This is a genomic window from Paracoccus sp. SM22M-07 (genome assembly GCF_001887735.1).
Lineage (GTDB): Bacteria > Pseudomonadota > Alphaproteobacteria > Rhodobacterales > Rhodobacteraceae > Paracoccus.
This window is the reverse complement of record NZ_JPKW01000001.1, coordinates 529,473-550,205: the sequence shown is the minus strand read 5'-3', so window position 1 is coordinate 550,205 and position 20,733 is coordinate 529,473. Positions and strand designations below refer to the sequence as shown.

29 protein-coding genes are annotated in these 20,733 nt (G+C 64.1%); 13 read left to right on the top strand and 16 right to left on the bottom strand.

The annotated features are described in order from the left end of the window. Nucleotides 1-27: 27 nt before the first annotated feature. From IE00_RS02810 to IE00_RS19660, 16 genes are all read right to left on the bottom strand, one after another. Nucleotides 28-330, bottom strand: coding sequence for a Gp49 family protein (locus IE00_RS02810; protein ID WP_072295501.1), 303 nt, complete (start codon nucleotides 328-330; stop codon nucleotides 28-30). Nucleotides 331-410: 80 nt separating this feature from the next. Then, nucleotides 411-2,531, bottom strand: coding sequence for a head maturation protease, ClpP-related (locus tag IE00_RS02805; protein WP_072295500.1), 2,121 nt, complete (start codon nucleotides 2,529-2,531; stop codon nucleotides 411-413). Then, on the bottom strand, nucleotides 2,524-4,017 hold the full coding sequence (locus IE00_RS02800) for a phage portal protein (RefSeq protein WP_072295499.1): 1,494 nt from the start codon (nucleotides 4,015-4,017) through the stop codon (nucleotides 2,524-2,526). Before IE00_RS02800 ends, IE00_RS02805 begins: the two co-directional genes overlap by 8 nt. A 1-nt stretch (nucleotide 4,018) precedes the next feature. Beyond that, nucleotides 4,019-4,213, bottom strand: coding sequence for a phage head-tail joining protein (locus tag IE00_RS02795; RefSeq protein WP_072295498.1), 195 nt, complete (start codon nucleotides 4,211-4,213; stop codon nucleotides 4,019-4,021). Beyond that, a complete protein-coding gene (locus tag IE00_RS02790) occupies nucleotides 4,213-6,393 on the bottom strand; it encodes a phage terminase large subunit family protein (protein ID WP_072295497.1) in 2,181 nt (726 codons plus the stop codon). The genes IE00_RS02795 and IE00_RS02790 overlap by 1 nt, the downstream gene beginning before the upstream one ends. A gap of 1 nt (nucleotide 6,394) precedes the next feature. Further along, nucleotides 6,395-7,069, bottom strand: a complete 675-nt coding sequence (locus tag IE00_RS02785; RefSeq protein ID WP_240493773.1) for a DUF1441 family protein — start codon at nucleotides 7,067-7,069, stop codon at nucleotides 6,395-6,397. Nucleotides 7,070-7,190: 121 nt separating this feature from the next. Continuing rightward, on the bottom strand, nucleotides 7,191-7,913 hold the full coding sequence (locus IE00_RS02780) for a hypothetical protein (RefSeq protein ID WP_072295496.1): 723 nt from the start codon (nucleotides 7,911-7,913) through the stop codon (nucleotides 7,191-7,193). Then, nucleotides 7,894-8,100 carry a hypothetical protein gene (locus IE00_RS19665; RefSeq protein WP_139291285.1) on the bottom strand — a complete coding sequence of 69 codons (207 nt, stop codon included), beginning with the start codon at nucleotides 8,098-8,100 and terminating at the stop codon, nucleotides 7,894-7,896. Before IE00_RS19665 ends, IE00_RS02780 begins: the two co-directional genes overlap by 20 nt. A gap of 129 nt (nucleotides 8,101-8,229) precedes the next feature. Next, nucleotides 8,230-8,994, bottom strand: coding sequence for a hypothetical protein (locus tag IE00_RS02775; RefSeq protein WP_139291284.1), 765 nt, complete (start codon nucleotides 8,992-8,994; stop codon nucleotides 8,230-8,232). A 436-nt stretch (nucleotides 8,995-9,430) separates the two neighbouring features. Continuing rightward, nucleotides 9,431-11,284, bottom strand: coding sequence for a phage/plasmid primase, P4 family (locus IE00_RS02770; RefSeq protein ID WP_072295495.1), 1,854 nt, complete (start codon nucleotides 11,282-11,284; stop codon nucleotides 9,431-9,433). Further along, entirely contained in the window at nucleotides 11,281-12,432 is a 1,152-nt protein-coding gene (locus IE00_RS02765) for a primase-helicase zinc-binding domain-containing protein (RefSeq protein WP_072295494.1), read from the bottom strand. The genes IE00_RS02770 and IE00_RS02765 overlap by 4 nt, the downstream gene beginning before the upstream one ends. Beyond that, on the bottom strand, nucleotides 12,425-13,657 hold the full coding sequence (locus IE00_RS02760) for a hypothetical protein (RefSeq protein ID WP_072295493.1): 1,233 nt from the start codon (nucleotides 13,655-13,657) through the stop codon (nucleotides 12,425-12,427). Before IE00_RS02760 ends, IE00_RS02765 begins: the two co-directional genes overlap by 8 nt. Beyond that, nucleotides 13,654-13,944: a hypothetical protein gene (locus tag IE00_RS02755; protein ID WP_072295492.1), complete on the bottom strand. Its 291-nt coding sequence runs from the start codon at nucleotides 13,942-13,944 to the stop codon at nucleotides 13,654-13,656. Before IE00_RS02755 ends, IE00_RS02760 begins: the two co-directional genes overlap by 4 nt. A 3-nt stretch (nucleotides 13,945-13,947) precedes the next feature. Beyond that, on the bottom strand, nucleotides 13,948-14,235 hold the full coding sequence (locus tag IE00_RS02750; RefSeq protein ID WP_072295491.1) for a hypothetical protein: 288 nt from the start codon (nucleotides 14,233-14,235) through the stop codon (nucleotides 13,948-13,950). A gap of 350 nt (nucleotides 14,236-14,585) precedes the next feature. Then, complete coding sequence (locus tag IE00_RS02745) at nucleotides 14,586-14,909, bottom strand: hypothetical protein (protein WP_072295490.1); 324 nt, start codon at nucleotides 14,907-14,909, stop codon at nucleotides 14,586-14,588. Continuing rightward, a complete protein-coding gene (locus tag IE00_RS19660; RefSeq protein ID WP_139291283.1) occupies nucleotides 14,881-15,183 on the bottom strand; it encodes a hypothetical protein in 303 nt (100 codons plus the stop codon). Before IE00_RS19660 ends, IE00_RS02745 begins: the two co-directional genes overlap by 29 nt. Nucleotides 15,184-15,287: 104 nt before the next feature. Between IE00_RS19660 and IE00_RS02740 the strand changes: the two genes are divergently transcribed. From IE00_RS02740 to xerC, 13 genes are all read left to right on the top strand, one after another. Beyond that, a complete protein-coding gene (locus tag IE00_RS02740) occupies nucleotides 15,288-15,596 on the top strand; it encodes a helix-turn-helix domain-containing protein (RefSeq protein ID WP_072295489.1) in 309 nt (102 codons plus the stop codon). Between the two features lie 192 nt (nucleotides 15,597-15,788). Continuing rightward, nucleotides 15,789-15,998, top strand: a complete 210-nt coding sequence (locus tag IE00_RS02735) for a hypothetical protein (RefSeq protein ID WP_072295488.1) — start codon at nucleotides 15,789-15,791, stop codon at nucleotides 15,996-15,998. Then, nucleotides 15,998-16,216, top strand: coding sequence for a hypothetical protein (locus IE00_RS02730; RefSeq protein WP_072295487.1), 219 nt, complete (start codon nucleotides 15,998-16,000; stop codon nucleotides 16,214-16,216). The genes IE00_RS02735 and IE00_RS02730 overlap by 1 nt, the downstream gene beginning before the upstream one ends. After that, nucleotides 16,213-16,485 carry a hypothetical protein gene (locus tag IE00_RS02725; RefSeq protein WP_139291282.1) on the top strand — a complete coding sequence of 91 codons (273 nt, stop codon included), beginning with the start codon at nucleotides 16,213-16,215 and terminating at the stop codon, nucleotides 16,483-16,485. Before IE00_RS02730 ends, IE00_RS02725 begins: the two co-directional genes overlap by 4 nt. Beyond that, complete coding sequence (locus IE00_RS20755) at nucleotides 16,482-16,604, top strand: hypothetical protein (RefSeq protein ID WP_256374793.1); 123 nt, start codon at nucleotides 16,482-16,484, stop codon at nucleotides 16,602-16,604. Before IE00_RS02725 ends, IE00_RS20755 begins: the two co-directional genes overlap by 4 nt. Next, nucleotides 16,601-16,819 (top strand): hypothetical protein, encoded by a 219-nt coding sequence (locus IE00_RS02720; RefSeq protein ID WP_072295485.1) that lies wholly within the window; start codon nucleotides 16,601-16,603, stop codon nucleotides 16,817-16,819. Before IE00_RS20755 ends, IE00_RS02720 begins: the two co-directional genes overlap by 4 nt. Next, complete coding sequence (locus tag IE00_RS02715) at nucleotides 16,816-17,574, top strand: hypothetical protein (protein ID WP_072295484.1); 759 nt, start codon at nucleotides 16,816-16,818, stop codon at nucleotides 17,572-17,574. Before IE00_RS02720 ends, IE00_RS02715 begins: the two co-directional genes overlap by 4 nt. Beyond that, a complete protein-coding gene (locus IE00_RS02710; RefSeq protein ID WP_072295483.1) occupies nucleotides 17,571-17,759 on the top strand; it encodes a hypothetical protein in 189 nt (62 codons plus the stop codon). Before IE00_RS02715 ends, IE00_RS02710 begins: the two co-directional genes overlap by 4 nt. Beyond that, nucleotides 17,756-18,262, top strand: a complete 507-nt coding sequence (locus tag IE00_RS02705; protein WP_072295482.1) for a class I SAM-dependent methyltransferase — start codon at nucleotides 17,756-17,758, stop codon at nucleotides 18,260-18,262. The genes IE00_RS02710 and IE00_RS02705 overlap by 4 nt, the downstream gene beginning before the upstream one ends. Then, on the top strand, nucleotides 18,250-18,930 hold the full coding sequence (locus tag IE00_RS02700) for a hypothetical protein (RefSeq protein WP_072295481.1): 681 nt from the start codon (nucleotides 18,250-18,252) through the stop codon (nucleotides 18,928-18,930). The genes IE00_RS02705 and IE00_RS02700 overlap by 13 nt, the downstream gene beginning before the upstream one ends. Further along, the gene (locus IE00_RS02695) at nucleotides 18,927-19,502 is read left to right on the top strand and encodes an MT-A70 family methyltransferase (protein WP_072295480.1); all 576 of its coding nucleotides are present in this window, start codon (nucleotides 18,927-18,929) and stop codon (nucleotides 19,500-19,502) included. The genes IE00_RS02700 and IE00_RS02695 overlap by 4 nt, the downstream gene beginning before the upstream one ends. Then, complete coding sequence (locus tag IE00_RS02690; protein ID WP_072295479.1) at nucleotides 19,502-19,711, top strand: hypothetical protein; 210 nt, start codon at nucleotides 19,502-19,504, stop codon at nucleotides 19,709-19,711. The genes IE00_RS02695 and IE00_RS02690 overlap by 1 nt, the downstream gene beginning before the upstream one ends. A 44-nt stretch (nucleotides 19,712-19,755) precedes the next feature. Continuing rightward, nucleotides 19,756-20,706, top strand: coding sequence for a tyrosine recombinase XerC (xerC, locus tag IE00_RS02685; RefSeq protein ID WP_240493772.1), 951 nt, complete (start codon nucleotides 19,756-19,758; stop codon nucleotides 20,704-20,706). The last annotated feature ends 27 nt before the right edge of the window (nucleotides 20,707-20,733 follow it).

Below are 20,733 nucleotides of genomic sequence, written 5' to 3'. Positions count from 1 at the left end.
GGGACCTGTCAGGACATTCATGGGGAATCAGGCGTTGCTCAGCTGCTCGCGCAGCAGATAGCCTTCAAGCGCCCAGATCTTGTTGCGCGCGTTGTCCCGCGCAATCGTGCGACCGATGCTCTCGTCGAAGTTTTCCGGGCTGGCCGCGGCGCTTTCTCCGGTCACGACAAACCCATTGCGCAAAGTCAGAGCACAGACGGTCAGCGTGGTGCCGGGAAACACGTGATAATCCTCGGTGTGGATCGCGGCATCGATGTCTGCAGGCGTTATCCGGGCGGCGGTTTTGCCCGCTGCCCGGATCTGGTTTTCGATTTGGCCCTCGGACGTCATCGGGATCTCTCCTCTGGGGGTTCAACGACAGAAGCCGCCTCTCGGGCGGCTCTCTGTCAGGTCAGTCTGGTTATCGGGGATCAGGCGGGCGCAGCGCCCGGGTTCCGCCAGCCGCCGCGGAAGTCGGCATTGCCGGTCCCGAAGTCATGCTCGACGGTCATCGAGAAGCCCTGGGTGCCGAAAGGCTCCTCGGTGCGCACGCGGGGTGCCTCCTGGCCCTCGAGGAAGCCGTAGATCCAGCACGGCGCCCGGCTGGACAGCAGATACCAGGAATTGTCGGTGATCTCGGTGGTGACGATCACCTGCAGCTTGCCCGAGAACGGGTTGACCGAACCGCTGTCGGTGGCGGTGATCTGCGCCACGATCATCTCGGCGGCCGTTTCCTGTTCCGGGCCGACCAGAAGGATCGCAGGCGCCAGGTTCAGGGGCGCGCCGTCGATGCTCTTCTGCTTGCGGATGGCCGCGCGCCCGGCAGAGAGCGCGGCGGCGGTGATCTGCGTGCCAGCCGCCGCGACGTTGTTGCGGCTGGCGTGGAACATCAGCTGGCCGTCGGCCATCCGCGCGCCCAGCAGGTTGCGGTAGAAGGTCTGTTCCTCGAAGAAGGCCACCGTCTCGCCATAGCTCGACAGCATGTCGTCGATCGCGCCCAGGTCGTCGTTGATCATCATCTGGCGGCTGATCGTCAGCCCGCGGCCATAGGGGACCAGGACGGCAGTCTCGCCGCTCTCGCCGAAGGTGCCCCACTTGATCTCGCCGGTCTCCTGGATCGGCAGCAGCATCGGGAAATCGCCGGTGCGGATCAGGGGCGTGGGCCGGAAATCGCGGAAGTTGCGCTTCTTGGCGATGGCGCGATAGGTCGGCTGGAAGGCGCTGTAGCGCTCCAGGAGGACCTTGCTCAGGGCATTGTTGAAGATGGCGGGAAAGTCCGACGTGGAGTGCGAGGCTGCCATGAAGACGCTGATCTTGTCGCCCGCCGAGCGGATCTTGCCGCGGTGACCGCAGGAGGCCGCGGCCATCTCGACCAGGGACATGTCCATATACTGGCGCGCGGCGGCCATGGAGGGTTCGCGCCCGGCGATCTGCGCGTGCAGCGCATGGGCCATCGCCGCGCGCGTGGTGCTGCGTTCGTCGCGCATGATCGAGGCACGCGGCAGGCCGTTGCGCGGGGCCGTGCCACCCTGGGCGTGATTCATGGTGTACTCCTTGGTCGCCTGTTTGATCGTCAGGCCCTTCTTGATCCAATCCATGGCCACATCGGCGCCGATCTTGCGCGAGGCCGCGAAGTTCATGATCGCCGACGCATGGGCGTTCGGGCTCTCGCTGGCGGTGGCCGCGTCATCGCCTTCAGCCTCGGCCTCGTTGTCATCCGAGGCCTCGGCGTCATCCTCGGCCGACATGTCGGTCTCGTCCTCGCCCGACATCTGCGACGTGGTGTCGTCGTCGATTGCGGCGGTGGTGTCGTCATCGCCCACCATGTTCGGATCATCCTGATCGGACATGGAGGTCTGCGTCTTCGGGGAGGTGCGCTTGCCCATCTGGGTGCCTTTCTGATTGGGTTTGTGGGGTCCGGCCATCATGGCCGTGATCATGTTGCCGGTGGCCTGCCGCGCGAGGCCTTCGCCAATCCGGCGCAGGCCCTTGGGTGCCTTGGGGTAGAGGCGATAGTCGAAGGTCGCCACGGCGGTCGCCTCGGTCTCCTCATCGGTCTCCGTGGCAAAGCCTGCCTCGACCGCGCCCGCGCCGTCGAAATAGGTCTCGGCCTTCATGATCTCGCGGGCCTCTTCCGCCGGGATCCCGGCGCGCGACGCGTAGATCCCGGCATAGGCGTTCGCGAGGACCGCCAGGGACTTGGCGATGTGCAGGTGATCATCCTCGGTGCCGCGGCCTTCGGTGTACCAGTTGGCAGGGTCATGGATCATCATGATGGAACCGAGCGGCATGACGATCCTGTCGCCCGCCATCGCGATCAGCGATGCCGCCGAGGCGGCGATCCCCTCGATGATCACCGTCACCTCGCCGGGGTGGTTCTTCAGCACGGTGTAGATCGCCTGACCCTCGGTCGCGATGCCACCGCCCGAGTTCAGGCGCACGGTCAGCGGGCCGGTCATCCCGGCAATGGCCTCGCGGACGCTCTTGGCAGTGAAGCTGTCCTCGTCCCAGAACGAGGAACCCACCGTGCCGGTCAGGAGAAGTTCATTCATCAGGCTTGTCCTTGTCGGGAAGGGTCAGGGTCTTGCGGGCCGGGTCGGCGCGCGGGTCGCTGTCGAAGAGGAGGCCCATCTTGTCGGCCTCGTCCTTGTCCTGCAGCTGTTCCTGCAGCAGGCGTTCGGGATCGACGCCCAGCTGGCGCACCACGCCCTGGCGGGACTGGAAACCGGACCGCACGGCATCGCTCAGCGCGCCGAACTCGCGGGCGGGGTCGACCAGGATGCGATGCGGCGGCACCCAGGTCATCTTGACGGTCTTGGGGTCTTCCCAGATCAGGCGCTGGAACTCCTCGTCGCCCTCGGCCTCGGCCCAGGCCTCGACAAACCAGCCGCCGAAGCGCTGCAGGAACATCGGCACCATCATCAGCCACTGCCAGCGCGAGATATTGCGGTCCATCTCCAGCCGCCCGATGCGGGCCGAACTGAAGTTGACCCCGGTCAGATCGCCCGTCAGCGCCTCGTAGGTGATGCCGACGCCCATGGCGGCAGACCGCAGAACGGACCGACCGAACTCGTCGAAGCCGCCAACCTCCGGCGGATCGGCAAAGACCATCTCCTCGTCGGAGCCGATCTCCATGATCACGCCCGGCTGCAGCGTGCCGCCCAGCTCGCCCCGTGCCCGGCCATTCTCGCCCATCCGGTGGAACGCCGCGAAGCATGCGGCGATCTTCTGGCGCATCAGGTGCGCATCCTCGGAATCGTCGAGGTTCAGCAGCTTCTCGGCAATGGGCGTGTACCAGCTGATGCCGCGCGTCTGCCCGGGGCGGTCAACCCGGAAGACGTGAATGATGTCCTCGGCGGGCACCCTCTCGGATGACGAAGGAAAGCTGCCCGGCCGCCATTCGCCCCCGGGGTGCTGGGTATAGAGCCAGTAGGCCACGCGGTCGCCGTTGGCGTCGTACTCGATGCCCTCGCGGATCTCGTTGCCATCCAACGACTGCCCCCACCGGCCGTCGTCGATGTAGTCGGGCTCCAGCACCTCGATCTGCAAGGGCATGTCCAGGCCACGGTTGGCCGGGCGGTGGCGCCGGATCAGGACTTCGCCCGCGTCGATCACCGTGTTCATGGCCGTGGTCTGAAGGCCGTAGAAGTTTTGCAGCCCGCATCGGTCGATGGCGGTGGTATCGAGGTGATCCTCGATCAGCTCCAGCCCCCGCTCGCGCATGCGCTTCTGGACACCCTCGGGCAGGCCCTTGGAGACCTGCACCTTGGGGATGATCCCGTCGCCGACCACGTTGCCGGAGATGACCTGCTGCACCCGCGCGGCGAAGGGCGAATTGCGGATCATGTCGCGGGCATAGAAGGCCACCATGCGACGGCTGCGTCCCGCCATGTCAGCATCCGCGCTGGTGGCGCGGATGCCCTCGTTGCGATGGCCGAGACGCGAGGCGCGGTAGTGCATGGCCACGGTGCGCGCCTTCTCGCGCGCAGCCCCACGCGCTGGCGAGATCGCCATGATCACCTTGTCGATGATGTTCATGTCAGCCCCGCGAGAACGTGGGCAGCATCAGGCGCGAGACCGGCATCGGGTCCAGCTCACGCTCGATCATCGCCACGATGCGCTGCATCTCGTCGAGGCTGCGGAAGGTCACCTTCTCGCCGTTCAGTTCGAGCGAGGTGACACCCCGGGCGATGTTCGCCTTCAGCTCTGAAAGATGCTGCGCGGTATAGGCCATCAGAGCCACTTTCCTCTTTGCTGGATCCATCCCCCGCGACCGGGGGCGGAGATCGGCGCGCGCGGCGGGGCCACGGGGCGCATCGGTTCGTCTGTCGGCTGATCCTCCGGCACCGTCCCGGCGGGTGGGTCGGTATCGACCGTCGGTTCGGATGCGGCCTCAACCAGCAACAGGTGCGGGTTCTCCGCGGACCAGCTGGCCCAGAAGGCCGGGGCGGACCAGTCGATCCGCTCCGCACCCTTGATGATGTGCATGGCGCGGGCCTGGACCAGGTGGTCGAGGCTCTCGTTGCGCACGATGCCGGGCCGCTTCTCCCATCCACCCGGGGTGCGGCGTTCGGCGGTGAACTCGGCGAGTTCCTCCGGCGTCATCCATTCCGGGATCAGGCAGGCGTTCACCATGCCATCCTCGGCCCTCAGCGAGGCTGCGACCGCGTCCTTCAACCGGTCCACCGCCATGAAAAGGATCTGGATGTCCTTTGCGACGCGGCGGCGGCGGTTCTTCTGGCTGGCGGCCTCGGGAGCCTTGAGCCAGACGCGGTCCTGTTTCTTCAGCCCGCCTTCGCCCCGGGTCAGGTACCACAGGCCCGCCTGACCCTCGCGGCGGCGGCCCCGGTAGAACCGATAGGCGTTATCCGTGGTGGCCCCGCCGCCGTGAAGGTCGATGGCCAGTGCCACGGCCGTCATGCGCGCGTCCGATCCGGCCACCGGCCAGCTGCGTTCGGCCAGCGGTGCCAGCACCTCCCAGTCCTCGGCGACCTCGAAGGGCTTGAGGCGGCGTCCTTCGCCGGCACCCGGCAGGGTGACGATGTCGAAGCGGTCGATCGGCATGTGCTGACCGTTCTCGCCCCAGGCCGTCACCCCAACCGAGAAATACGTGCCCTGGACGTCGACCGAGACGGTCAGGTAGCGCGCCCACCGGGGCGCGGTGCCCTTCGGCAGATCGAGGCCGCGGGCCTTGTCGCGCAGACCCTGCACCGTCACCTCCAGGTCGGACACCGCAGAGCGCGGGAAATAGGGCTGGGCCTGGCCGGTGTTCATCGCCGTCTTCAGCTTCTCCTCGTCGCCGGTGGCCTCGAAGGTCTTCACCGCCTGGCAATAGGTGGTCACCAGTTCGCGCCAGGATGAGAAGGACGCCGCCGCTCCGTCGAGCCAGTAGCTGAGCAGGTCGGTCTTGCGCACCCCGCCGCTGTCGATCGTCACCAGCTTCGGTTGACCGTTCGCATCCGTCTCGCGACCCTCGTGCAGCCACCGGCCAGCCGCATTCAGCTCGCGCTTCAGCTGGTGGCCGAAGCCGTGGCCGCAATGCGGGCAGATCATCTGCGCCGCCTCTCCGGCCTCCATCGGATCGGCACTGTCGGGATAGCGCAGGCGCCGGAAGGTCGGCTCGAACCCGGCCTCGCAGTTCGGACAAGGCCAGTACCAACGACCCCGCGTGCCGTGCGGATAGAGCGACAGCACGCCGTATTCCACCGGCGGGCAGTCATGCGGTGAGGACGGACGCCAGGACTCGTCCTTCAACGGCGCGCCCGGGCTGCTTTCGACCACGACCATGCCACGGGACAGATAGGTCCGCGCGCGGGCCCGCATCAGCGAATAGGCATCCCCCTCGCCATCGATGCTTTCGGGGAAGTGGTCATAATCGGTCCCCAGCACCAAGCGGATGGTAGCCGAGCTGAGCTTTGTGATCGTCGGCCAGTCCAGGGTCAGCTGCGTGCCGCCCGTGAAGAGCTTGTGATAGATATTGTCCGAGCCGCGCCCGCTGCCCTGGCGGGCCCGCAGTTCCGGGCTGTTGCGCACCATCGGCGAGATCTTGTTGCGCTCGAACTCCGCCGCGGCCTCGCGGGTCATCTGGAACAGCGCCACGCGGCCCGGGTCGGCGGTGATCGTATAGGCGATGGCCGATTGCAGCATCTGCGTCTTGCCCGATTGCGACGGCCCGCAGAAGGAAAGCCCCCGATAGGTCCGAGACGCGATCATGTCGGTCGGCTCGACCATGTAGGGCGTGACATCGCGCCGGAAGGGCTGCCACTGTCCCGACACGTTCACCCGCATGGTGCGCTCGGCGGCCTCGGTGACCGAGATCTTCTGGGCCGGCCGCCAGGCGGGCAGCGCCATCTTCAGGGCCACACGCGGATCGGCATAGGGCGGCAGCGGTTCGAACTGGTCCAGGCTGCGCATGTCAGATCAGGATCCTGGCGTTGTAATCGACATCGGGCACATCGCGCTCGCGCAGCTCGGCCTCCTCGATCCGGTCCGCGATGGTGGTCAGGATGTCGGACCCGATATTGCCGACCGTCGCCACTTGGACGGCGGTCAGGTCCAGTTCCCGTTCCAACCGGTCGGGCATGGATTCAAGGCCATCGCGGACGATCTTGCCGATGCTTTCCAGGAGTTCGAGGACATCATCCAGCGGGACCAGGCGGCGGCGGTTCAGCTGCGCGGCCGACCAGCGGATATCGGCCTCGGCCAGTTCGCGGCGTTCCTTGCCCGACAAGGTGGCCGCTTCGTTGTCGACCTCCACGCCCAGGAACTCGGCCCGAAGCATGCTGATCTGGTTCTCGTTGTGGCGGTTGCGGTGCGCGGCATCCGCCTCGCGACCCTTGCGCCAGGCCCAGCAGTGAGACAGTCGCAGCACGTAGGCACGACCGTTACCGCCGACCTGCGCCACCGGCATGCCGTCGCGGATCCACTTTGCCACGGTGTTGACCGTGGTCCCGAAGGCCTGCGCGATCTCCTCCTGGTTCATGTCCGCGTCGAGGATGGTGTCGGGCAACGGGAACCGATGCAGCAGCTGCGCCAGGGTGTCGTCGATCTCGACCGGCAGCAGCGTGGGCAGTTCATCCTGTTCCGACATGCCAAACCCCAACAACAACCCCATCCCCTGCGGCTGAAAACTCCAGAAAAAGTTGCGAATAGCGGGGTGCGAATTACCCCCGTGCGGTTCCTTGCCGGGAAGGACCCGCGGGGGTGGGCGGTCAGCCGCGTTCGGCCACCCTCTGGACCATCCGCGCGAATGTGCGGGCCAAGTGTTCCGGCAGCCGGGCCCGATAGACCTCGGCGGCACCATCCTGGAACCCGAGCCGCTCCGAATAGACCGGAGCGACGGCACTGAAGTGCAGCACCTTGCTGATCGTGCCATCTGGTGCCCGCTTCCAGATCCCCGGCGAAAGCCCTGATCCGGCCTTGGGCACGAAGAAGCCGGCCCGCTTGCGATGGCGTTTGCGCGCCGTGGCCGTGGTGTTGGTCCGGTCGTCGCGCTGCGCCTGGACCGCCGACAGCGCCTGGTTGCGCTCGCCGGTCTGCCAGTTTCCATAGGCATTCAGCTTGGCGCCCTCCGCAGGGATGGCCGACTGGATGATGCCGTCATAGGCCAGCCGCGAGGACAGCAGCGCCTCAAGCCCCGTCTGGCCGCGCGCGCCGCCCAGTTCCTGCATCTTCAGGTAATGCCGCCGGCCGACCGAGGGACGTTCCATGACGAAGGCTTCGAGACTGTTCGGCTTGGCCCGCCAAACCATGAAGGCGTTCTTGGTGAACCGCGTGGGACGGTCGAAGACCGCGTCCATCCGGTTCTGCACATGCGTCAGGACATCGGCAGCCGTGTCATTTAGTGCCCAGGCCGCTGCCTGTCGCGCATCCTTGTCTGCCAGTTGGCGCAGGTTCCGCTGCAGATCGGCGTCATCAAGCTTGATGGTGAACATAGCCCACTTCTCGCCCATACTTAGAGGACAAGGCGTTTATGATGACGCTAATAAGATCGGCAGCATCATGGATATGCAACTCACCAACTGAAACTCGGCAGACTTCGCGTTTCAGCGAAACATCATAGATCGAGCCACCGGGCATCTCTACAAAGCGGTGCTGATTGGTGTCCGCAATAGCGACCATGATGCCCTCCGCTGATGTATTGAGAGTATCCAGAACGACGAACGCCCGCTAGGGAAGTTCCTGGCGGGCGCACGTCTGGATAATAATGATTTCTCTCTCACAGACGGACCTAAGCGGTCAAGAGATTTTTTAGCCCCGATATCCGATCATGCGGTTCAGTGCGGCGCTCAGAGCTTGTGACAGCGCATCGCGATGCGCACCCTTTACGGACCAGCCGTGAAAAACCAAGACGTCTGCCAACCCGCGCCCTTTGAGGCATACGGCATCGAGAAGCGTCCGATCGCTGATGATCCGGGCAGAAGTCGCGCCCCGCGCCGATGGCCGCACGCGGCGGACGCTCATGGCTACGCCAGATCCAATCCTTTTGCGCATCCCGTCCAGTTCGGCTGACAGCCCAAGGCGACGATCCATCCAATCGCGGCCGTCCGGGCCACCCTTGCTGGCCTGCAGGCTGGAGAGCTTGGTACCGTCGGCGCTCAGCAGTTCGACTAGGTCGTGATAGCGGCGGCCAATGGCAATCTGGCCCGGGGTCAGGGGCGCAGGTTGCTTGCGGCGTGCGGCAGCGGCCAGCATAGCGTCGAAGGCGTCGGCCCGACGGATGGCCTCGCGCCCGCCATAGCCACGATGGACGGCCTCGACCTTGTCGGTGCCTACCGGCAGCAGCTCGACGTTTCGGACCAGCACAAAGCCGCCCCGTGCGGGCGAGGGGGCGATGTCCGGGCCACAGTCCGCAGGGATGGCCGCCGCCGCCTGAGCCTGGCGCAGGCGCAGCGCCTCGGCCGCCATCGGGCGAACGCCGGCACCCTGAGCGGCATTTTCCGCCTCGGCAGCTAGCCGGTCCAGATATGTCCCCGTCTGGTCTGCATTGCACTTCATGTTGTGGTTCGGTTTCATCTGAACACTACCTTTGGATATCATCGTTTGGGACTTGGGCTTGATGGGCTTAATGAGATTTAAAGAGGGCTTGAAAAGAGGATTGGGTTCAGTGGGTCCGATGTAATGAAATCATGGGCTTAGATTGAAGTTCTGGGCCTGACGGGCCGGATGGGCTTGAAACTTCGACCTATACACAAGGCAGATTTCCCCCTGACCCCCGAAAAGACGCGCGCGCACATAGGGCTGGATTTCAGGCCCGTCAGACCCTCAGGCCCAAAAACATCACCTAACGCTTTGAAACCATTGAAGCGCCTTCCCCCTGACCCCGTTGTCAGTTGCGCCCAACCACCAACCCCACTAAGCCCGTCAGGCCCAAATACCGCGACGATGGCCAGACATGCGTGACGGGCCCGAAGGCCCGCCTGGTCGAAGATCCTGAAAACGGGGTGCGGGGTCATCGTGTCCATGATCCGCCCCAGCTGGGTCCGCTGTCGTTGGACGTGGCCTCGCGCATGCGGCGTCCGAACTCGTCGGTCAGCCTGATCCCGCGATAGCCGGTGACGCCCGACTTTCCTGCCGCGAATGTCTTCTGCGTCTCAGGATGTCGCCAGCCGTCGGACTTGGCCTTCAGGCGGTTCGATACTCGTCTCGGTCCCCATCGCGCCTCGCCACGCTCCTCGATCCAGTAATTGAAGGCCTCCATCAGCTCGCGAGCGGTCATGAAGTCGCCTTCATAGCCGGTGACCAGCGTGGCATCGGCCAGGAAGGTGCCGATGGGGTCACTGTCCTTGCGATAGTCCTCGGTTGCGGCCAGAACCTCGTCGGGCTCCTGCAGGCCGCCATCAAGGAAGTCGAGCAGCCCTTTGACCATCCAGTTGAGGATCCCCGACCGCTCTTCCCAAAGCATGGCGTCCATCTCCTTCTTGGGGATACGCTTTGAGGCCGGGATCTGGACCGGGAACTTGACCAGCATGACCCGCCGCCAGATCCCGTCATCGCCACCGCGGATGTCGGGCAAATGGTTGCCGCTGATCGTCAACTTGAAATACGGGTAGAAGGTGATCATCCCCGAGAAGAGGTCGCGGATCGTCATGACCTCACCGCCTGTTAGTGCCTTAACCAGCGCCTCTTGGAGCCGTTCGCCCTCTTCCGGCTCGGATGTCCGCACACTGCGCGCGCCAATCAGTGGGATCAGGTCGGGCTGTGAATCCGAACCCGACTTCTTGTTTTTTCCGGTCAGGCTTTCGATTTTCGCGGTGGCCGAGTAGTCGCCCATGATCCGCGATACGATATCCACCAGAACCGATTTTCCGTTGGCGCCGGCGCCGTGGAAGAAGGCCAGCTTCTGGATCGGGATGCCGCTCATGGATAGGCCGAACCAGCGCTGAAGAAACTGCCTGATCTCAATGTTGGGCTGGATGGTCTTCAGGAACTCGTCAAAGCGTGGGCATTTGGCCTCAGGGTCATATTCCACCGGCATCAGCTTGCTGAGCATCTGATCTCGGTCATGAGGCAGCAGCCTGACCTCGGGCATCGAGGATGCGCCCGAAACGGGGTCCGGGGTCACGGTGAACTTCAGCACGCCCGAGAGGGTGTTCACGACCAGGTCGTCCTGGTCAAGGTCATCGACGGTGATGGACCGCATGACCGAGGCCTCATTGACCATGTTGCTCATCGGCCCGGAATTGCCCGCGTTCTTGGCATGGGTGACGATGCGGCCGATCGAGGTGCGATAGCCCTTCAGCTTGCCCTCGATCCCGCGCAGGCGGCCGTCGATCGTGCCCAGCTCGCTCAGCAACGAATCGTCGGCCGCATAGCCAGCCGTGCCCTCGATCTCGGCGCGTCGCTTCACCAGCTGATATTCCTCCTCCAGCAGCTTCCGCTCACGGGGCGAGGGCACCATGAAGTCTATCTCCTGCTTGATCAGCTCAGACATCTGCTGGGCCAGCTTGCGGATCGCGGGCGACAGGCCCTTGCTGATCTCGGCATCCTTGCGCCACCGGCGTTCGTCCCAGATGTGCCAGCCGACCTGCGAGACATGCCGGACATCATCCCCGAAATGGATCACGAAGCGCTTGGCGTTTCCGATGTCATTCAGCGGCTGCGCAGCCGCAGAGGCCAGCGGGTTCGGCGGCTCCTCATCGCCATGGCCATCGTCTGACGGATGGGGCGGGAAATAGCCCTCGGGATAGCTGTCAGACGGATCCTCGTCGGCGTTGTCCTGCGGCAGCTCGATGCCTTCAGGCAGATCGACCTCCTCCTGCGCAGCCATGGCGGCGCGCACCTTCTCAATTCCGTCGTCGCTCATTCGTCCCCCTCCCGCTGAGTGACGTCTGTCGCGCTCATCAGCAGGTCGTTCATGTCGATGCCCTCGCCCGGATGGACGATGGCGGCGGTCAGGCCGGGCCGCAGCGCCTTGGCGCGGCGCAGGCCGGAAAGCAGTTTGGCGCGGGTTAGGCGGGGATCGCTGTCGCCGTCCTGGACGAAGACCAGGCGGCGCACCCATGCGGGCGGCACGAAGGCGTCGCGGTCGGTCATGTCGGGCAGGCCCGCGAATTTCAGGCCGGGGCCCAGCTTTCGGGCGCCTGCCATATTGCCCAGATCAACCCCAGCCCAGTAGGCAGCCCTGCCATCGATGGCAGCGGCAACCATGGCCGAAAGGGTCGTTTCGATCCCCTCGGCCATGACCATGACGCTGGCATCGCGCGGCGTAAAAATGCGGATCGCGCCGCCCTTTTTGGATCCGTAAACCTTCTTGGACGGCACCATCTCGCCTGCCTTCGCCGGGTGATACGCGACGACCTTGCCCTTGGGCTGGCCGAGGTCGATCCATGTGCGATGCACGCCAGTCAGATCACCTTGCGCGTCCAGAATCGCCGACAGCATCGCCGGACCCTCGTGAACGCTGACATAAGCCCCGCGCCGCTGTTCATCAGGCACCACAAGGCGGGCTTCCGGTTCGAATCGGAAGCAGCGCGGCAACTGCGCGCCGGGGCGCTGACGGATGCCACGGCGGTCCAGATAATCCGCGACCAGGGTGCCATCGGCCGGGCGTGCGGCGGACCAGATTTTGCGCGCCAGGGCGATGGCATCTTGGCGGTGGCGCGCGGCATCGGCTTCACGCGCACGACGATGTTCAGCGGCCTTGCGGGCCTGTTCGGCGCGCTGTGCAGGCGTCAGTTCCTGCCGCGCACCGACCAGCCATTCGAGCGCGGCAGGGAATTCCATACCCATGACCAGCTGCACCAAGGCGATCTGATCGCCCTTTGCATCGCAGCGGCGGCAGAACATGACGCCCTTTTGCGTGTTGATCGAAAAGCGGTCGGTGCCGCCGCAGCCAGGGCACGGGCCGACCAGCTCGCCACCAGCGCGCTTTAGCCCGCCAATCGCCAGCCGATCGACCAGGTCCAGCATCGGGATCCGGTGGGCCTCCAGGATGCGGGGATCGTCAGCCATTGGCCGCCTCCCCGCTTTGAATGCGCGCCCGCAGTGCCGTCAGCAGATCGGACTGACCGCCGATGGTCGGGTGACCGCGCCAATCGACGACATCCTCGAACATCATCGCCTTCCAGCGGTTCTTGACGTCCTTCGTCTCACAACCCAACTCGTCGGCGATCAGCTCCAGCGCCTGGCGCCCGATCACACCTTCCGCCAGCAGCAGGTCATCCTCGGGTTCGAAATCGTCCGAAAGCTTGCACAGGCTGTCGAAGATGCGGCGCTGTTTTTCGTTCAAGGGCGCGCGCAGCTGGGCGTCATCGGCCTTCACGGCTTCCTTTGGCGCAGGGGAGGAGACAAAACTCGCAGGTGCCTTGGTGACAGGTGCCGGGGTCGGCGCCTTCACTGCGACGGGACTGGCCGACTCATTCCGCTTCGGGGGGGTCACGTCGGCCGGGGATGACGGCGACAGCTTGGCCAGCTTGGTCATGCGTTGTTCGCAGGCCCGAACCGTCCGGCCCAGCTCTTCGGCGATGACCTTGAACGGGACGCCCTTGGCGCGGGCTGCAAGCAAGCGCCGCCCTTCCTCTTCGGTCCAGGTGGCGCTGGCCGATGCGACGGGGACGTTCGCGCCGCGCATCACTTTCAGCTGGCCCCGGCATGCTTCGGAAGACCGCCCGAGTGCGGTTGCAATTTCCGGCAGGCTCTTACCCGCCGCTTTCATCTTCGACAGCTGCGCCCTGTCGTCATCCGTCCAGGCATCGCTGCGGATATCGGCCTTCCGATCCTCGGGATTTACCCCCGCAAAGCGGCCTCTCTCTGACGACTTGCCAGCTTCTGGCACGGGGGGAATACTCACGACATTCGGTAGGAAACGACCGGTGGGCCGCCCGGGCACGATGATGGGCGCATCGCCGCGAACGCCATAGCGTTTGATGGCAATCTGCGTTGCCGCAACAGGTCGCCCAAGATGCCGTGCGATCTCCGAGGGGCCTTTGCCATCGTTCAGCATGGCGCGGGCACGCTCCAGCTCCTCGATGGTCCAGGGCAGGCCTTTCTTGTCGGGTGTCGTGGCGACATCGGGAACTGGCACAGCAGCTGCAGGCGAGGGCAGGGACGCGACGGGCTGGCTGCGTCCGACCATCATCTCGGCCAGGTCGACGAACTGCGCTGGCCGCATCGGGTCCGGCACCACGGCGGCCAGTTCGCGCAACAGGGCAAGCGGGATCAGGTTGGGACGGGTCATTTCTGCCCCCGTGCTGCATCCCAATGCGCGCCAAGCGCCCACCGGTCAAAATCATTCATGGCGGCTGCGACGTGGTGGACCACGCCACGGTGGATCTGGCAGGTGCGGCCCACCATGCCGGCGGCGCCGATCAGCGGAATCATCGCGCCTTCCTTGCTGGCCCTGGCGGCGCATTGCTCGACAATGTCGGCCAGCATCCGGTGTTCGCCGTCATCCGGGATCAGCGGGGGGCGCGACAACACGGCAAGGCCATGGATCAGCGCGCGATCGAATTGCGTCAGCTTCATGGTTCAACCCTCGATATCGGCGCGCGGATCGCGCGCGGGCCAGCAGGACCGCTCGACGGCGCGGAACAGCGCATCGCCTGCGGTTTTCAAAAGCTCTGGATTGCGTCGGGTCAGCGGGAACATCTCGGCAAAGCGCCGCAGCTCGACCGCCAGCGGGTCATCGTGATCAAAGCTCTCGCCGATCGTCACGACGGCGCGGGCCAACGTCTCGGGATCCGGCTCGCCCAGCTTGGCGCGCAGGGCGAGGCCCAGGGTGATCAGCCAGGCAGCGATACGATTGCGATAAGCCATCTGAACCTCTGGAACTCAGCCGGGACGCCTGCAGGGAGGAGGGGAAACAGGCGTCCCGGGAACCACGCCGGTGGGACGGCGCGGATGGGAATGAAAAGGACGCGGCGGCGTCTAGGACCGCCGCGCCAGTTGCCGGTGCAGGACAGGCTGTGCCCGGACCGGAAAAAGGTGCCCTGCTGCCAAAAGGCAGCTCTCGGCCGGGCCAGCCGCAGGTTCCGCAATCCCGGTCTTCCCGAACTTCACCCGAAGGCGGCCGGAATTGCGGCTTGGGTGGAGGGTGATCCCCCTGGACGGGCCATGCTTCCTGCCCATCTCATCCACCTTCGGGTGTCCTGATGTCCCGAAACCCATCATTCGCCCTGCATGATCTCGGCGTATCGGGCCAGGGTCCGCGTCGCGTGATCGACATGGTGGCCATAAGGCGCGTTCAACCCGTCGAACCAGTTGCAGGCCGTCTGGAAGGTCACACCGAAATGCACGGCGCAGAACTCGCGGCTGGCAAAGCTGGCGATCATCAGCAGCGACCAGCGGCGCAGGAACGCCTTGCGATCGGCACCGTGGTCAGCATGGGCGCGGCGAGTGGCATCGCGGCCGCGCCCGCGTCCGTCAAACGGGTTGGCATGGGACATTTGACGGCGCGCGCCGTCATGCTGCGTCTGGCGCAGTATTTGCATGGGGATTGTCATGAGAGGGCTCTTGGTTGGGGGTGGAACGGTCAGGAGCGTGGTGGATCCACGCCATATCTTCAGCCGTGAAGGAAAAGCCTCTTGCTTGTGCGCAAGCGGTTGTAGCGGCGTGGTACTTCGCGGGAATCGAACCGAATTGGGCCCATTTATGGATGCGCCCAAGCGTTACGTCGAAACCACGTTTCCCCAAGTCGTTCACCAGCTCTTGGCGCGTAGGCCAGAGGGCGATCAGTTCACGGATGGAGGCGATATGGTTGCTCATGACGCCATCAGTAATGGAAGTTACTTCCATCAGTCAAGATGGAAATAACTTCTATGGCGCAGCGAGCCAAATCTCACGAAACTCAGCGCATGAAAAAGCGAATTATGAGCGCCCTGATAGAACGTGAAAGCACCCCGGTTCGGGTTGCCCCGCGCATTACTGCCCTTCGCGAAGCGCTGTCCCTGGATAAGGCTCAGTTTGCTGATTCAATTGAATACGATAGAAGCACGTTGACGAAGGTTGAAGCTGGAAAAGCTGGCCTAGACCTGGCCGTTGGTGAACGAATAGCTGCATTGTATGGCGTTGGATTGGACTACATCTATCGAGGTGACTTGTCAGACTTGCCGTCCGATCTGCGCCCACGAGTTCTTTCTGAACTTGCATCTGCGAAAAGCGTCTTCACCAGCAAGTAGGCCCGCTCAACGCGCCACCCGGTCAAACGTGCAAGAATCAGAGCAAAAAACGTGATTCTGTCGTAAGGCATACATTCCCCCATTTACTCTGGGCAATGTGGCGTTCTCGTTGCGTTCTGTAAATGGATTTTATTTCCATTACGCTCTTGACTGTGGAAGTTATCTCCACAATTTTGATCCCATCGCAACCCGATGGAGATCACGGCCATGCACATCGCCGCCGACAGCCTTCGCCAGCCCACCATCCCCGCGCAAGCGCGCGCCATGATCGCCGACCCGGAGCTTGCCGCTCTGGCTGGTGAAACCGCGCGCCGCTTCGCCTGGTACATCATCATCAGTGCACGCGGCGGTAAGGTCCGCCAACGCCATCGCCCCGCCAACGTCGTCGAAGGGCCGCTCTGATGGATCCCCGCAATCCCGCCATTCATGGTGTGCGGCCGGTGCACCGCAGATCCCTGCCGATCGATGTCCCCGTCTTCGACTTCGTCGAGGAACCCGATTGCCGGTCGGATGAACCGGCAATCGGGGCGCCCGCCATGGCCGCCAGCGCAGCTGCTTGGATCATCGGCATCGGACTAGCCCTCTGGGTCGGCAAGCTGGCTTGGGGCTTCCTGTCATGAGCCCCCGCAGCATGGCGCTTGCCGCCTTCATCCAGCACGACTGCTCGCGACACGGCTGGTCTCGCAACGCCGCCCAGATCGCGGAAGATCTGGCCTCGCGCTATCCCGCGGCGGCGTCGTGGAAACTGACAGGCCGACATGTCGCGCGGATCCTGCGCGAAAAGAATTGGACCGACAGGGCGCGCAGCAGCCGCACCGAACGCGGTGCCGACATCGAGCAGACCCTGCACGGCATGGCCGATCCGACTGAACTGAGGTTCAGCGCATGACCATCCTCGAAAACCTGCCCATCAGGCCCGCCGTCCTCGGCAAGCTGATGACCGAGAACCTGATCCTTCACCAGCAACTGAAAGACATCACGCGCACCTTGAAAGGGACCAAGTCATGACCCTCCGCCACGATTTTCAGAACATCCCCGAAGATGTCGACATCATCCTGCACCCCGCCGATGCGAACCTGATCCACCGCAAGCCGGTAAAAGCCATGCGGATCGCGGATTACTTCTACTGCGAGGGCTCCGATCCCGAACGCGGGGCCAACTACCACCTGGGCGACGTCGCAGCCTTTTGCGAGGGATGGACGCCGGTCGAGGCGGCGGCATGACCGCCCGCCCCATCCTTTTCTCCGGCCCGATGGTGCGCGCCCTGCTCGAAGGCCGCAAGACTCAGACGCGGCGGGTGCTGAAACCATGGCCTGGCGCGCAAGCTAAATGGCTGACCATGGGGGTGCTGCACCGCTCCCCCAGCTGCCAACTGGCGGATTGCGATGGGCATCTTGGGGTGCAAATGCAGCACCCCCATGCAGGGCAGCGCATTAACGGGGTCGACATCGACACGATGTCCCCACTCACTTGGGTGCGCCTGCCCTATGCCCCCGGCGACCGCCTGTGGGTGAAAGAGGGGTGGAACGCCTTCTCATTCTCTCAGGATGGTGATGTAGCGTGGCCGACGACGACGATCCCGACAGCCGAGGAAATGGCCGATATTCGGGACGCCGCCTATCGCGTTGATGTCCAGGCGGTCTATCGCGAAAGCGAGCGGGCGCGACGGTGGTTTGCCGATCAGAGATGGCGCCACTCGATCTTTATGCCCCGGTGGGCCAGCCGCCTGACGCTCACCGTCACCAACGTGCGTGTCCAGAGACTGCAGGGCATCAGCGAGGAGGATGCGATGGCCGAGGGCGTGGATGCCGTCACGATGGACGATGTGCCTCGCCAAGCGGCCGTGTCGCGCAGGAGTGACTTCGCCGCACTATGGGACAGACTGAACGCCCACCGCGCGCCGTGGGCCAGCAACCCGTGGGTCTGCGCCTTCAGCTTCAAAGTTCACCCCTTCAATATTGACCAGGAGGCCCCATGACCGCCGCACCGACACCGCCCGCCCGCCACTTGGTGATCGAATGCCTGCGCGAAGGCTTGGGCATCGAGGACATCGCAGTCGCCTGCGACTGCCTGCCGGCCCAAGTCCGCGCCATCACGCTCGAGCTGCGCCGCGACGGCATCATCCAGAACATCCGCTTCGAACGCCCGCGGTGCGCGGCATGAATAAGCCTGTCCTAGATCCTTGCTGCGGCAGCCGTATGTTCTGGTTTGATCGTCATGATGACCGCGCTGTCTTTGGGGACATTCGCCAAGAGGCGCATTCGCTGTTGGATAAATCCAGCCCAGGTGGGTCACGCCAATTGGTTATCGCACCGGATGTCATGCTTGATTTTCGCGCTCTGCCATTCGCAGACGAATCCTTTCACCTCGTCGTCTTCGATCCACCCCACCTAGTGCAGAACGGGCGCTCCGGCTGGCTGGCTAAGAAATATGGCAAGCTGGGCGCTGACTGGCGCGATGACCTGCAGGTTGGCTTCGCGGAATGCTTCCGGGTTCTGCATCCGAACGGAACGCTGATTTTCAAGTGGAATGAACATGAGGTGCGGGTCTCGGAGATCCTGGCGCTTACCAGCCATCGGCCACTGTTCGGCAATCGATGCGGCAAGAACGCGAAGTCTCATTGGATCGTCTTCATGAAACCAGAGGCCCTCGCATGCGCATCCTGATCGCCTGTGAGACTTCGGGCGTCATGCGCCGCGCCTTCGCAGCCCGCGGGCATGATGTCTGGTCCTGTGATCTGTTGCCGGCCGAGGATGGCAGTAACCGCCACATCCGGGGCGACGTGCGCGAAATCCTGGACGATGGCTGGGATCTGATGGCGGTGATGCATCCGCCGTGCACCCGCTTATGCCGGTCTGGCCGTCGGTGGATGTCCGGCCCCGGAAAATGGACCCAGCCCAAGCAGCTGCCGAAGGGACGCACCGTCGAGTGCATGAGGGCTGAGTTCGAGGAGGGCGTCAGCTTGTTCATTGACTGCTGGCGCGCGCCGATCGAACGCGTGGCGATCGAGAACCCCGAGATGAACGACCTCGCGCGCGAACGGATGCCGCCCGACCTGCCGGCGCCACAGATCGTCCAGCCTTTTTGGTTCGGCGAGCCGGCCTACAAGGCGACAGGCTTCTATCTGCGAGGCCTCCCATCGCTGATGGCCACGAACCGCCTGCCTGAGCCAGAGCGGGGCAGTGACGATTGGAAAACGTGGAGCGCGATCCACCGCGCGCCCCCTGGTCCCGATCGTTGGAAGATCCGCAGCCGCACGTTCCAAGGCGTGGCGGATGCATGCGCTATTCAATGGGGCGGTCATGCCGCCGAAGCCGTGGAGATGGTTGGATGAATACGGCCCTCCACCAGTTTCATGCCCTGCGCCCGTTCGGCGGTTTCGACCTCATCATGGCCGATCCGCCTTGGCGTTATGAAATGCGGTCGGAGAAGGGCGAGGCAAAAAGCCCGATGGCGCACTACGAGTGCCTCTCGATCGAAGACATTGCCCGGTTGCCCATCTCGGCGCTGGCAGCTCCGAACTGCCTTCTGTGGCTCTGGTCGCTGAACACCATGCTGCCCCAAGCGCTTCAAGTGATCGAGGCATGGGGCTTCGAATACAAGACGGCCGGGCATTGGGTGAAGACGACAGTGAACGGTAAGCTGAACTTCGGAACGGGTTACATACTGCGAGGCGCAGGAGAGCCCTTCTTGATCGGCACGCGCGGTGCTCCGAGGACGGCCAAGAACGTCCGATCAGTCGTCATGGGCAGGATCCGCGAGCATAGCCGCAAACCCGAGGAGGCGTTCGCGGAGGCAGAGAGGTTGATGCCAGATGCGCGACGCATCGAGATCTTCAGCAGGCAGAAGCGGGCAGGGTGGTCGAACTGGGGCCACGAGAGTGAGAAATTCGAGGAGACGAGCTGATGGGAAGGGATATTCCGATACTCGCCAGCGAGGAGCGGGCTGCGAAACTGCTGGATCTGAACCTCAAGCAGTTCCGCGCTATGGTCCAGGGCGGGCATTTGCCGCGCGGCAAAGAGATCGCGCCGGGATTTGTCCGGTGGCCTGTTGACGACCTCAGGCGCATAGCGACCGGCGATGCCGCCGATGGAATGGGAGACGTGAACTGGTGACTGGCAAAAGGTTCCTCTGGCGGCATCCGGCCGGCAGGATCTACGTGCGCATAAAGGGCAAGCTGCACCGCATCAAAGCGGCAGAGGGCACCCCCGAATTCGACCAGGAATACTGGGCGATCATGACGGGCAAGCGTGCGCAGGCAAAGACCTCGTGGAAGGCCTTGATGGACGATTACCGGACGTCGGACCGATGGATCAGCCTCAAGCCCCGAACGCGGGCCGATTATGATCGGGTGATGGAATACCTGCGCGAAAAGATCGGAGACCGCGACGTGAAAGCGCTGACGCGTTCCGACGTGATCGCAGCGCAAAAGGCAAACAGCCATCGGACTCGATTCGCGAACTATATCCCGCAGATGCTGGTCATTCTCTGCGAGCATGCAATCGACCTCGGGTGGATCGGTACCAACCCCGCGAAAGGGGTGCGCGCATTGAAAACGCCAGAGGCCCGCAAGCGAGAGCATTTGCCGTGGCCGGACTGGGCCGTCGATAAGTTCAGGGCAGAGGCCAAGGGTCTTGCGGCATTGATATTCGAGATAGGCGTCGGCAGCGTTCAACGCCCAGGTGACTGGATGGGCTTCAAATGGGGCGACTACGATGGCGATTCGCTGGTCCTGCGCCAGAACAAGACCGACAAGCCGTTGGTGCTGCCCTGCACCGAAATGCTCAAGACCGCGCTGGACGCCGCCAAGCAAGAGCTGGGCGCCACCCCTATCGCGGCGCGGCCGATCCTGATGAAGCGTGACGGGAACCCGATCAGCTATCGATACATGGCGGACCTGATGCTGAAAGAGCGGCGACGCCTCGGCCTGGAAGCGTTCGATTTGCATGCGCTGCGCTACCGCGGCGTCAAAGAACTCGCGTGGGCCGGGTGCGATGACGACGAGATCGCAGCCTATTCTGGGCATGCCACCAAAGACATGATCATGAAGTATGCCGGCGAGGCGCGACAGGAGATGCGGGCCCGCCAGGCGCGGCAAAAACGGCGCTGAACAGAACGGGACCGGAACGCGAACGTG